General features: G+C 64.2%; 11 protein-coding genes. 3 read left to right on the top strand and 8 right to left on the bottom strand.

What is annotated here, in order from left to right:
- Positions 1-2: 2 nt before the first annotated feature.
- Together ACN0RC_RS01565 and ACN0RC_RS01560 are read right to left on the bottom strand one after the other, a co-directional pair.
- The gene (locus tag ACN0RC_RS01565) at positions 3-2,081 is read right to left on the bottom strand and encodes a cell wall-binding repeat-containing protein (RefSeq protein ID WP_417508295.1); all 2,079 of its coding nucleotides are present in this window, start codon (positions 2,079-2,081) and stop codon (positions 3-5) included.
- 101 nt (positions 2,082-2,182) lie between these two features.
- On the bottom strand, positions 2,183-3,265 hold the full coding sequence (locus ACN0RC_RS01560) for a glycosyltransferase (protein WP_417508294.1): 1,083 nt from the start codon (positions 3,263-3,265) through the stop codon (positions 2,183-2,185).
- Positions 3,266-3,332: 67 nt separating this feature from the next.
- Here ACN0RC_RS01560 and ACN0RC_RS01555 point away from each other — a divergent pair, with 67 nt between their 5' ends.
- A complete protein-coding gene (locus tag ACN0RC_RS01555) occupies positions 3,333-5,072 on the top strand; it encodes a DUF4012 domain-containing protein (protein ID WP_417508293.1) in 1,740 nt (579 codons plus the stop codon).
- Between the two features lie 3 nt (positions 5,073-5,075).
- Here the strand turns inward: ACN0RC_RS01555 and ACN0RC_RS01550 are convergent, their stop codons facing one another.
- The 5 genes from ACN0RC_RS01550 to ACN0RC_RS01530 all read right to left on the bottom strand — a co-directional run bounded on the left by ACN0RC_RS01550 (position 5,076) and on the right by ACN0RC_RS01530 (position 9,707).
- On the bottom strand, positions 5,076-6,533 hold the full coding sequence (locus ACN0RC_RS01550; RefSeq protein WP_417508292.1) for an LCP family protein: 1,458 nt from the start codon (positions 6,531-6,533) through the stop codon (positions 5,076-5,078).
- Entirely contained in the window at positions 6,530-6,997 is a 468-nt protein-coding gene (purE, locus tag ACN0RC_RS01545) for a 5-(carboxyamino)imidazole ribonucleotide mutase (protein WP_417508597.1), read from the bottom strand. The genes ACN0RC_RS01550 and purE overlap by 4 nt, the downstream gene beginning before the upstream one ends.
- A 138-nt stretch (positions 6,998-7,135) precedes the next feature.
- Positions 7,136-8,260 (bottom strand): 5-(carboxyamino)imidazole ribonucleotide synthase, encoded by a 1,125-nt coding sequence (locus ACN0RC_RS01540; RefSeq protein ID WP_417508291.1) that lies wholly within the window; start codon positions 8,258-8,260, stop codon positions 7,136-7,138.
- Positions 8,261-8,319: 59 nt separating this feature from the next.
- On the bottom strand, positions 8,320-8,874 hold the full coding sequence (locus tag ACN0RC_RS01535) for a PH domain-containing protein (protein WP_417508290.1): 555 nt from the start codon (positions 8,872-8,874) through the stop codon (positions 8,320-8,322).
- Between the two features lie 68 nt (positions 8,875-8,942).
- On the bottom strand, positions 8,943-9,707 hold the full coding sequence (locus ACN0RC_RS01530) for a biotin--[acetyl-CoA-carboxylase] ligase (protein WP_417508289.1): 765 nt from the start codon (positions 9,705-9,707) through the stop codon (positions 8,943-8,945).
- A gap of 55 nt (positions 9,708-9,762) precedes the next feature.
- Between ACN0RC_RS01530 and ACN0RC_RS01525 the strand changes: the two genes are divergently transcribed.
- Positions 9,763-9,999 (top strand): type II toxin-antitoxin system Phd/YefM family antitoxin, encoded by a 237-nt coding sequence (locus tag ACN0RC_RS01525; protein ID WP_417508288.1) that lies wholly within the window; start codon positions 9,763-9,765, stop codon positions 9,997-9,999.
- Entirely contained in the window at positions 9,999-10,385 is a 387-nt protein-coding gene (locus ACN0RC_RS01520) for a type II toxin-antitoxin system VapC family toxin (protein ID WP_417508287.1), read from the top strand. The genes ACN0RC_RS01525 and ACN0RC_RS01520 overlap by 1 nt, the downstream gene beginning before the upstream one ends.
- Before the next feature lie 20 nt (positions 10,386-10,405).
- Here the strand turns inward: ACN0RC_RS01520 and ACN0RC_RS01515 are convergent, their stop codons facing one another.
- Positions 10,406-11,698, bottom strand: coding sequence for a CDP-glycerol glycerophosphotransferase family protein (locus ACN0RC_RS01515; protein WP_417508286.1), 1,293 nt, complete (start codon positions 11,696-11,698; stop codon positions 10,406-10,408).
- Positions 11,699-11,753: the final 55 nt, after the last annotated feature.

Here is an 11,753-nt window from a genome sequence, read left to right as displayed (position 1 = left end):
GATCAACCGCATGCACGAAGCTGTCCCATTCCCTCCTCCGAGAGCACACCGTGCCCACCGACTAGTACGACGGAGTTGGTGACGTGCGTGCGGATGAAGTCAGAGTTAGGCATCGGCAGGCACGTCTGCTCGCTCAGCAAGAGCGGCACCTTCCAGCGCCCCGCAAGCGCCGATCCCGCAAGCGCGTCGGGGAAGTCGGTACCGGCTGCGATCAAGACGCGCGGCGTTGTGTTCGAGAAATAGGCATTATTGACGGCGGCATTGGTCAGGTAACGGTCGCTTCCTGCAAGTCGATTCACCTTGATGCCATTGGACTTCAGGCTGGTCTCGATGCGTCCGTTGACGACTCCTGTCCCACCCACAATCGTCACGGATGTAGCTCCGACCTTGCGAATTGTTGCGACCGACGCGGCATCGAGCGCGGAGGCGGTGCCATCAACGAGCAGCACAGGTGTTCCCGTATTGCTGCCCACAGATGCAGCGCTCAGCGCATCCGGGAAACCCCATCCAGACGCGATAAGAAGGTTCTTGCTCTCACCCGATGACTCGACGATGTTACGCGATGTTTCGAACCGGTCGGCGCCTGACAGCCGCGTGATCCCGGCTCCGGGAACGGCCACCTTCACACCGTCCACCACCTTGGGCGTTAGCACGCCCTCGCCTCCCATCAGCACAACTTTGTCGGGCTTCAGACGCGCCAGTTCGTTCGAGACCGATTGCGGAAGACCATCGGCAGGTGTCAGCAGTAGTGCCGCATCCGCGTTCCCTGTTGCTGCCGCCGCACTCAACGCGTCGGCGAACTCGAGGCTCGTGGCGAGGAATACTGTCTTCGTCCCCGTGGGCCAAGACGTCTGCGATACGCTGATTGCCGTCTCTTCGCGTGTGCTTCCATGCACTCTGTCCACGCTCACGGGCGACACCGTGTATGCAGGCGAGCGCTGTTGTCCCTCTTGATACCCCGAGGTCCTTGCGAAGACGATTACATCGATTTTCGCTCCGACGTCGGCGACGATGACGCTGTACGACGAACGCGTTGCTCCCGGGATGACCTCGCCGTTGCGGTACCACTGGTACAGCGTGGTAGTGGGGGTCGGAGCAAAACTCCCCGAGACCCGGACAACCTGGCCTGGTGTGAACGTTCCCTGCACAGTCACGCCGGCCGGCGAGAACTGGCGATACGTGGTCGAACCGAACCAATCGGTGAAGTAATTGTAGAAGTTGCGGTTGCCATAGCTCGAGCAGCTGTCACCTGTACCGGAGCCCGCGCGCATCGCAGCGGCATTCGGCTGGTACGGCGTGTAGTAGTAGAGTGCCTCAGTCGCCTTGTTCTCGATGTAGACGGGAGAGGTGCCGCACCGAGTGCGATCTGGATGGTACTGGATCTGCCAGGTCTTGCCAGCCTTGTACCACTGGAACCAACGCCCCTCCATATAAATCTGCATCTGTCGTGCAGCGCCGTAGATCTGGTGGAAGAAGCCGACGAAGTTCGGGTCGCACGGCGCGGTGTCGGGGCATCCTTGACCCAGGGCACTGTCATATCGCCACGCGCTGGGCCACACGTGCGTGACCAAGCCTTGCTCCTTTTGAAGCATGACGATCAGCACCTGCGGATTGATGTTGCAGGCCTGAGCAACCTTGTAGATGATGCGTGCCGCTGACTCATTCGCTGCACCGTTGTACCCGCTGCAGTATGAATCCGCAGACCGATTCACGGAAGTGATTCGGAAGTCCTTCAGGCACACGAACGGCTTGCCGTTCTCATCCTTCCCGATGACGCACTCGGACACCTTCGAGTTGAAGAACGATTGGATCTGTCCCTCGGACATCGCATTCTTGTTGGTGAACACGGCATCGCTGATGATGTTTCCAGGCTTGAATCCGGTGAGAGTGGTCTTCACGATCCCCGACTGCACGCCTCCCGCCACGCGGGAGAGACTGGTCGATGCACCGACTGCTGCCGAAGCCGGAGCAACCGTCGACGGCGCAACGGTGCCGACAACGACAGCGACTACGGCAACGAAAACTGTGAGGAACCGGGACACTCCGCGCGCGCTGCGGGTACGCGGGACAGATTGAGACATGTGAATAGTGTGGCGGAAGTTACGTCATGATGCCACTGTGGTCGACAAACTCGCGTAGCATCCCGGCGTGTCGCGCATCTGTACGGCCCAAAATAAGCGCGTCACATCTCCGCATGGAGCGCCCACACGCGCTCCGCGGCACTCGCCCATGAGAACGCTTTTGCGCGATCTGCGGCAAGCACCCGCAGTCGCTTCTCCCCTGCGCCGACGGCGTCGACGGCGTCGACCACAGCATCCGTCATCTCTTCGGTTGCAACGAGGGCGCCACCTTCGGCGACGACGTCGCGATGCACACCGCTGTCAGCGGCGACAACCGGCACCCGCAGCGTAAGAGCTTCCATCGCGCGCCACGGCCATGCCGACACCGAGCTGGGCGCGATGAACGCCGCTGCGGCTCCGAGCAAAGCCGCGCGGTCCGAAGCCCCCAGGCTTCCCCGCACGTGTGTACGGCGCTCGGGCAGCCCCGCAGCCGATGCCATCTCGACAAGACGAGGTTCAGCGCCCTCCGCCGCGTCGAGGACCACAACATCGATATCCGCGGCGGCTGCTGCACGAAACCCGTTCTCGAGTGCGTCTTCTGGCCCGACCAGCACGATGTATCGCTCCGGCAATGACAGCGCCTCGCGCCGCCGCGCGGCATCCGATGGCACGACGAAACCATCCGGAGCCGCACCGGCGATCACTCGCACCCGGTCGCCGAGCTTCGCGAAGTCTTTGATCCTCTCGGCCATCGCATGGGTGGGCACGACGACAGCATCGGCGTGCTTCACCGCACGACGAAGCATCCCCCGCTGCCAGCCGACGTTCGATTTCGACAGGTTGTGCGGCGACTCCCATGCGCTCAGATCCCACACCGTCAGCGCGGTCTGGTCGTTATTGTGCAGGCGATCATGTTTGACGAGCGGCGCCATCAGCGACGGTGCGTGGATGAGCCCCCCGCCCACACCGGGAGCGATCCCCATCTGCCAAGATGCGGCCAGCTCACGTCGGCCGAGTCGGAGCGAACGAACCTCAGACACTCCGGGAATCGCGACGCCTCCGCCGGCCGGGACTATCAGCTCGACGGAGCATCCAGACGGAGCAGTGAGAACCAGCCCTGTGACGAGATCGCGCGCTGCCTGGGCCTGGTCGGCATCGACAATCGTCGCCACCTGGTCGAGAACGACGCGCAACTGAGCACCCATACGCTCAGATTATCCGCGCACGCCTGGAAACCCGGTGCCGCGCGCCGGAGCATGCTTGAATGCACTCATGAGTGACGGTCGACTGCCACCGCGACGACGCTGGGTGGGATGGGTGATCGGCCTGACACTGCTCGTCGTCATACTCGCGACCGGCTGGGTCTTCTTCCGCGGGTTCGGTGCCGCAAGCGAACTGCAGAACGTGCGCAACTCCGTCGGGCAGCTGCAGTCCGCCATCGAAGACCGTGATTTCGCACGGGCTGAGCAGATCGCCCCGCGGACCGAGCAACATGCGGCTGCTGCCCACGACCTCACGTCCGACCCGGTCTGGCGCAGCTTCGAGTTCATCCCCTGGCTCGGCGGTGGCTTCACCTCGTTCCGTGAGATCGCCGAGATCACCGATGACGTGGCGACCAATGCGATCACACCCCTCATCACCGTCGCGAGACAAGCCGACCTTGCAACCCTCGGGCTCAGCGGTTCGCACGTCGATCTGGCACCGCTCTCCGTTCTGCAAGACCCACTGGGCGAGTCCGCCACCACACTCGCTGCCGCTGATCTGCGGGCTCAGCGCGTCGACACCAACGTCACGATCTCGATGATGGGCGACGTCATCACCCAGCAGCGCGACCTCATCCACGATGCCTCGCGGACGGTCGGCGCCATGCACGGAGCATCCGTCCTGCTGCCGAACATGCTCGGCAGCAACGGCCCCCGCGCCTATCTCGTCGCGGTCCAGAACAACGCCGAGCTTCGCTCACACGGTGGCGCAGTGCAGGCACTCGCGCTGATGCACGCCGACAACGGCGCACTGAGCATCGACCGCATTGTCTCCGCGCACGACTTCCCGGCCCTCGACGCACCCCTTCCACTCGACGAGGCGACAGTTGCGCTGTACGGCGACGCTCCGGGTCGACTCGTGCGCGATGCGACGAGCATCCCCGCCTTCGCAGAGGCGGGCGCGATGCTCGCGACGCGCTGGCAGCAGCAGTACGGCGACGCAATTGACGGCGTCATCGCGGTGGACCTCGTCACCCTGCAACAGCTGACCGCAGCCACCGAGCAGATCTCCTTCGGCGACTTCACCGCCGGCGCCGACACTCTCGTGGAGGTTCTCGCTTCTGAGGTTCCCGCCACCGGTGCAGACCCCGCCGCCTACGATACCCTGGTCGCCCAGGCCACGATCGCGCTGGCCTCAGCGCTCCTGATGTCAGACGATCCCCCTGCCATTCTCGGAGCGCTTTCGGATGCCGCAGCATCAGGCCACATCCGCCTGTGGAGCGTCCATCCCGAAGAGCAGGCGGCACTCGCAGCATCCACTCTCGGCGGAGCGCTGCCGAGCGACGCCGAAAACGATGTCTACGTCGAGGTGCTGCTCAACGACCGCACCGGCGGCGCGATGGACTATTACGCCGATGCCGCCATCACCCGCGCCATCGGTGAATGTCACGGCGATCAGACCACCCAGGTACACGTGACGTGGACCAACGACGCGCCCGCGAGCGAACTGCCGGCGTCGGTCACCGGCTCAGATCCCGAGAATCCCGACGATCTCGAGCCGGGCACGACCCGCACGCTCATCGCGATCGTGGGCCCAGAAGGCGCGACCGCAAAAGAAACCGGTGATGCACAGGCGCAGATCGGCGAGCGCCCCGTCGTGCAGTACGACGTGACGGCGCCGCGCGGCGAGTCTGTCACGATCACGGCGACGTTCACCGGTTCAAACACCGGCGAACAATTCGCCCACGTACGTCACACGCCGATGCTCAATCGGGTCGACGTGACGCGCGCCGCTCTCGAGTGCGAGTAGCCCCTACGGCTCCGTTGTCGGCTCCGGCGTCGGCGGATGCAGGGTCTGCGTCACGAGTTCGTGAACGAACGCGTAGTCGGGCTCGAACTCGTCGATGCCGTTCTCAGGAACGAGCTCGATCGTCGTGACCGGCTGCTCTTTCGCTTTCAGCATGAGGTCGAAGAACTCGCTCAGCTTGTCACGCGGCAAGTCGGTGTCGATGAGGACCGTACCGGCGGCCGCGATGTCATTGAAGCGACTCAAGATGTTCTGCGGTGTGAACTGGTCAAGGATCGCAACCTGGAGCTCTCTCTGACGCTGCATGCGATCCCAGTCACTGGTCGTGTAGCGCGAGCGCGCATACCACTGGGCCGTGTCACCGTCCATGTGCTGCTGCCCGGGCTCGATCCATCCGATCGCCCATTCATTGACGTCATCGCCGGTCCAGTCCTCGGGGGGACCGCCCTTCGGGAGCCGCTCTGTGACGTTGATGTCGACGCCGCCGAGAGCGTCGATCATGGCGGCGAAACCGTGCATATCGACGAAGATGTAGTACGGGATATCGATCCCGAGCACCCCTTCCGCGGCATCCTTCGTCGCCTCGATTCCCGGGTCGGAACCGTGAGATTCCGCATCGGGGTAGAGCCCCGTGCCGTTATCCTCGCGACATATCTCCGCTGCCTGGCGCACGTGGTTCATCCACGGGTTCCACCCGCAGTTCTGCGAGGAATGCCCCTCGAAGCCGTTCGGGTAGAGCGCCTGCATCGGGCTGCCCTCACTGAACGGCGCACCGGGCAGCTCGCGGGGAATGCCGAAGATCGTCACCGCTCCCGTGTCGGCGTTCACCGACACCACCGACATGCTGTCGAAGCGCATAGAGTCGCGTCCGTCGCCGCTGTCGGCGCCGAGCAGCAGGATGTTGTAATAGCCGTCGCTGGGCGGAAGACTCGGGCCGCTCTGCCCGAAGATGTCATTGATCGCGCCACGACTGGATGCCGCGATACTCGCCGCGTATCCCGCACCGCCACTGAGCATTCCCATGATCACGAGCGCGACCACCGGAATGGCGAGGCGTGAGATCGGCGGCACCTTGATCAGACGCACCAGGCGCAGTGTGCTCAGCGTAAGGACAACCCACAGCACCGCATAGCCGATGAGCAGCACCTGAACCAGCGTGAGAACGAACCAGTTGGATGCCAGTGCGATCAGTCCCGATCGCCAGAAGAGTGCGGCGGCAATCGCGCAGATCACCAGGAACCAGCTGAGCAGGGTCGCCCCCAGCCCGAAACGGCCGAGCTTACGACTGCGTCCCGCGAGAACCTGGGCCGACCCGGGTACCAGCACATTCATGACGACCAGCCACCACCCGCGCCGCCCCATGAACGCGGAGTCGGCCGCATCGGGATTGCGGAGCGGACGCGTCTCGATCAGCGGTCTTCCCGACCTCGGCGACGCGCTGCTGCGCGGCTGGGCCAGAGTCACAGGGAACCCTTGAGTCGCTCGTTCTTCTCCGCCACCTGCGACTCGAGGGTCTTCGCGTATTCTTCGACCCGGTCAGCGAGCGCATCGTCCGCTGAGCCGAGAATTCGAGCAGCGAGGATGCCGGCGTTGCGAGCGCCGCCGATCGAGACCGTGGCGACGGGGATGCCTGCAGGCATCTGCACGATCGAGAGCAGCGAGTCCATGCCGTCGAGATAAGCCAAAGGTACGGGAACGCCGATGACCGGCAGAGCCGTCATAGATGCGAGCATTCCCGGAAGGTGGGCTGCGCCACCCGCACCAGCGATGATGACCCGGATGCCGCGGCCCCGCGCTTCGCGCGCGTACTGCATGAGCTTGTCAGGCGTGCGGTGCGCCGAGACGACCTCTACTTCATGCGGGATGCCGAAGTCGGTGAGCGCCTGCGAGGCGTCGCTCATCACACGCCAGTCGGAGTCGGAACCCATCACGACGCCGACAACGGGCACAGCAGAGGAATGCAGCGGCTCAGTCACTCCCCCAGGGTACTTTCTGATACCCCGGGTTCCGCTGAACGGCGCGCCTGTCGATCCCTGAGCCTGTCGATCCCTGAGCCTGTCGAAGGGTCAGGCGAAATGCGCGGCAGCGGCGCGCGCGGTGTAGACGACGTCATCCAGGTCATCGCCGGCTGTGTTGACGTGTCCGACCTTGCGGCCTGGACGTGCCTCCTTGCCGTAGGTGTGGATCTTCGCGTCGGGGTGCTCCGACATCGCTGCCTCGAAACGATCCTCGAACGAGCCCTCCGCCGGACCACCGAGGATGTTCACCATCACCGACCACTGCGCCCTGGGGCTCGGATCCCCCAGCGGCAGGTCGGCAACCGCACGCAGGTGCTGCTCGAATTGGCCGGTCACCGCGCCGTCCTGGCTCCAGTGGCCGCTGTTGTGCGGACGCATTGCGAGCTCGTTCACGAGGATTCGCTCATCGTCGGTCTCGAAGAGCTCGACAGCGAGCATTCCGGTGACGCCCAGTCCTTCAGCGATCTGGCGTCCGATCCCCTCGGCAACCTGCACGAGGCGGTCGGTGGCCGCCGGAGCCGGCGCGAGAACCTCGGCGCACACGCCATCGCGCTGCACGGTCTCGACAACGGGGTACGCCACCATCTGGCCGCTCGGGCGCCGAGCGATCTGCTGGGCGAGTTCGCGACGGAAGGAGACGAGCTCTTCGACGAGCAGTGCGTCGTCCTCGGCGAGCTGTGCGAACCAGTCGTCTGCATCTTCGGCAGAGCGCACAACACGCACGCCCTTGCCGTCGTAACCTCCACGAGGAGTCTTCACGACGGCGCTCCCACCGTGATCGTCGAGGAACGCCTGCAGCGCTGCGGCGCCTGTCACACGGGCCCAGTCGGGCTGCGGGACTCCGAGCTCAGTGAGCCTCGCCCGCATGTCGAGCTTGTCCTGTGCGAAACGCAGAGCATCAGGCCCTGGATGCACGGCGACGCCCTCGGCCACCAGAGCACGCAGCACTTCCTGCGGCACGTGCTCGTGATCGAAGGTGATGACGTCGACATCCTTCGCAAAAGCGCGGACGGTCTCGAGGTCGCGGTAGTCCCCCACGGCCGTCGCGGCGAGCTGTGCCGACATCCCCTCGGATTCAGCGAGCACGCGGATGTCGAGTCCGAGCTCGACCGCCGGAGCGATCATCATCCGGGCCAGCTGTCCGCCGCCGATCACGCCGATGCGCAACGCCATGTAGATCTCCGTTCGTCGCACCTATTCTCCCGCATGGCGCGGGCTCCTGCGACGCACGATCAGATCATGCCCTCACTTTCGGGCGCGGACTGCGCGTCACGATGCGCGAGGATCTGATTCACCTCGATCTGATCGGCCAGAGCCTCATGGACGAGCGTCACGTTGGGAATGTTCACCAGTCGCACCGGCACGTCCATGCCGTTGGAAAGAGTGATGGTTCCGGCTCCCCCCAGACGCTGCAGAGGACCACGACGCACCCCGATCGAGTAGCCGCGCACGTGCGAGATCTCTTCGCGATGTCGGGCGCCCGTCCCATGGCGAACAATGACCCGTCGCGTGGTGAGCGTATAGGTGCGGGACAGCCAGATGAAGAACGGAATGATCACGCCGACGACGATGAGCGCGCCGGCTGCGGTCAGCAGCATCCAATCCTCGAAGCCCTCCGGAAGATTGCCGTAGAGATAGCCCGTCGCCCCGCACACGACGATCAGCAGAAGCGCGGACCAGATCAACCGGCGCGCATGCCCGCGGAAGCGCGCGATGAGCCGTTCTTCGGCAGGCGCTCCCGGCGGCGGCATCATCGGCCGACCGCCGAGGGTCACTGGCTGGGTCATGCCTCCATTGTGCCTTCAGACACCGACATCTCCGGCTGCACCGCGCCGTGTTCGCCTCGGCAGCGTCGTTACGTCAGCCGGGCGTGGACGACGTCTCCAGCCGAGACGACATGCATAATGCCAGCGACATCGATGCACAATCGGCCATCGGCATCGATCCCGGTCGCTGTGCCGTGCAGGGTCGACACGTCAGGCAGATCAACGTCGACCTCGCGCCCCAGCGTCGCGCAGCGTGCGGATACGGCGTCGTGGATGCCGCTGCGATCGGAGTCTTCCCACGCGACGAGTGCACTGAGCAGCCCATCGAGTCGGCGCAGATAGTCAGTGATCAGGCGGTCGCCGTCGCAGACCTCACCGAGTGCCGCGAATGACGTCGCTGTGGGCACCGGAAGCTGCTCAGCCGCCATTGCCGTATTCACACCACTGCCGACGATCACGGCCGTCCCGGTCGATTCAGCCAGGATGCCGCAGATCTTCTTGCCATCGACGAGCACATCATTCGGCCATTTCACTGCCACCTCATGCCCGACAAGCTGTGCGGCCACGGCATCCGCCATCGCCAACCCCGCAACCAGCGGGATCCAGCCGATCGCTTCGGGCCGCGAGGGAAGCTCACGGATCAGCACCGACACTGCCAGCGCCGATCCCGCCGGCGCGATCCACGAACGATCAAGGCGCCCGCGGCCGGCAGTCTGATTGTCGGTGACGATGACGGACAGGTGCGGCCACGCCTCAGCATCCGCCGACAGGGTGCGCAACGCGGCATTCGTTGACGCCGACTCCGTCAGCACCTCGAGTCTTGACGTGACAGCTGCAGCCTGCGAGAAGTCCATGCGCGTCAGTCTACGGAGCCTTTACCACTTAGCCAGACTTAGCTAAGCTAGAAGTATGACTCAGGTGAATGTGCATGAAGCGAAGAGCCAGCTCTCGGCGCTGATCGCGCAGGTTCTCGCCGGCGAGAAGGTGACGATCGCACGGGCAGGCCAGCCTGTCGTCGACCTGATCCCTCATCGCGAGCTGACGGTCGTCTACGGACTTGCCCGCGATGCGCCCGAACATGACCCCGCCATATTCGATGGCGTGGATGACGAGATCAATGAGCTCTTCTACGGGCAGCAAGTCTGATGCTCCTCGATACGAACGCCCTGATCTGGCTCGTCCACAACAGCCCTCGCTTGGGCAGCGTCAGCCGGGGAATGATCGACAACGCTCCGCGTGTGCACTATTCATCAGTCTCTGTGTCCGAGATCGTCGTCAAACACATGCTGGGTCGCATGCCGTTGCCGGGCGGAGATGAGTTCCCCGAGATATTCGCCGCATCAGGCCTGAGCGAACTGCCGTTCCGAACAGAGCATGCCGGCGCCCTCCTGGATTTTGAATCCCTCGTCCGGCACGATCCGTTCGACCGTTTCTTGATGGCCCAGGCAAAGTGCGAGCGTCTGCGTCTTCTCACGAGCGACTCGACCCTGCTCGCGCTCGATCACGACTGGATCATCGACGCACGCCTCTGAAATCGGACTCGACGGACCCCTCAGTGGATCTCGGACTCGTCGTCTTTGTCTTCTTCGTCGTCATCGTCCTCGTCGGGGACGACGACGCCCATCTCGCGCTGCTGCCACCGCTCCCACTTCGACATGAGCTGCTCGATCGCAGCGTGGAATTTCGCGGTCGCAACGCCAGGGGTCGTGTCGCCGAAGTAGTGCTGCACCCACATCTGCAGCTTCGCGATCGCCTGTTCGTCGGCGCGCACCCGGTCGATCTCCGACACGATCGAGGATGCGGCATCCGCCGTCAGCCATTCGCAGTCCGACAGGTATCCGGCGGTGTCGACCTGAGCGTTCTCATCCAGGGGGCGCGTGATCATCAGCGGCTTGCCGACCGCGAGACGGTCGTAGACCATCGCGGAGATGTCGACGATCGCGACATCCGCTGCCGCCAGCTGCCAGCCGAGTTCTGGACCATCGTCGAAGACGTGCTGCGCATCGCGATCGGATGCATTCGCCTCTGTGATGGCCGAGACGATGCGCTTGTGCGCTGCACCGTACGCGTCGTCGACGACGCCACTGCGCGGGTGCGGACGGTAGATGACGCGGTGCCGGCCCGTGGCCAACAGCGCCTTCACGAGAGTCTCGCCGTGCGTTGCGATCGACCCGTAGTGGGCGCTCGGACGGTCGCCTTCCCAGGTGGGCGCGTACAGCACGACGATTCGCTCGTCAGAGGTGTACGGCAGGACTCCGGAGTAATGATCGGCCTGCGGGCGACCGATCTCGATCGTGCGTCGATCGATGTTGTAGTCCCACAGCGTACGGCTCAGGCGATCGCGCGCCGCTTGACCGGCCACGAAGGCGTAGTCGTACGCCTTGTACTGGTTCGTGGTCATGTACATCTTGTCGGACTCGCCGTGATTGATGAACACGTGCCAGCGCCGCCCGTAGCGGAACATCTGGAAGTTGCGGGTGTTCTGATTCACGTACAGAACGATGCGGATGTCCTGCTCGGCGATGAAGCGCTCGACGTCGCGCACGGTGGGAACGAAAGCGACGGGGATCTCAGTCTCATCCATCAGCTTCTCGGCGCCGTTGGCGTTTCGCGCGATCACGACGACGGGCCACTGCTCGGCGAGCTCAGCCAACGGCTGATACCACTGGCGCATCTGGTACATGTTGACTGCACCATCGGCGAAGTAGACGGCGATCTTGTAGTGATCCTCTGGCAGGGGCGGCAGGGTCTTCACCTGGCGCCGGACCCGCTGTACCGCCTTGCGCGAGCGCAGAGCCTTGCGCAGCAGACGATACGCCTTCTTGAAGTCCCGGACAGCACCCACCTGTTAAGAGTACGCGTGTACGCCTGGCCCGCCATGACATGATCGACAGGTGGAA

It is taken from the genome of Microbacterium sp., assembly GCF_048259935.1.
GTDB lineage: Bacteria > Actinomycetota > Actinomycetes > Actinomycetales > Microbacteriaceae > Microbacterium.
This window is presented reverse-complemented; position numbering and strand designations above follow the sequence as displayed.

Coding starts and splice junctions, on each gene's coding strand:
- ACN0RC_RS01535 (WP_417508290.1), bottom strand. CDS start 8,874: ATGACCCAGCCAGTGACCCTCGGCGGTCGGCCGATGATGCCGCCGCCG.
- ACN0RC_RS01565 (WP_417508295.1), bottom strand. CDS start 2,081: ATGTCTCAATCTGTCCCGCGTACCCGCAGCGCGCGCGGAGTGTCCCGG.
- ACN0RC_RS01520 (WP_417508287.1), top strand. CDS start 9,999: ATGCTCCTCGATACGAACGCCCTGATCTGGCTCGTCCACAACAGCCCT.
- ACN0RC_RS01540 (WP_417508291.1), bottom strand. CDS start 8,260: ATGGCGTTGCGCATCGGCGTGATCGGCGGCGGACAGCTGGCCCGGATG.
- ACN0RC_RS01530 (WP_417508289.1), bottom strand. CDS start 9,707: ATGGACTTCTCGCAGGCTGCAGCTGTCACGTCAAGACTCGAGGTGCTG.
- ACN0RC_RS01555 (WP_417508293.1), top strand. CDS start 3,333: ATGAGTGACGGTCGACTGCCACCGCGACGACGCTGGGTGGGATGGGTG.
- purE (WP_417508597.1), bottom strand. CDS start 6,997: ATGGGTTCCGACTCCGACTGGCGTGTGATGAGCGACGCCTCGCAGGCG.
- ACN0RC_RS01560 (WP_417508294.1), bottom strand. CDS start 3,265: ATGGGTGCTCAGTTGCGCGTCGTTCTCGACCAGGTGGCGACGATTGTC.
- ACN0RC_RS01525 (WP_417508288.1), top strand. CDS start 9,763: ATGACTCAGGTGAATGTGCATGAAGCGAAGAGCCAGCTCTCGGCGCTG.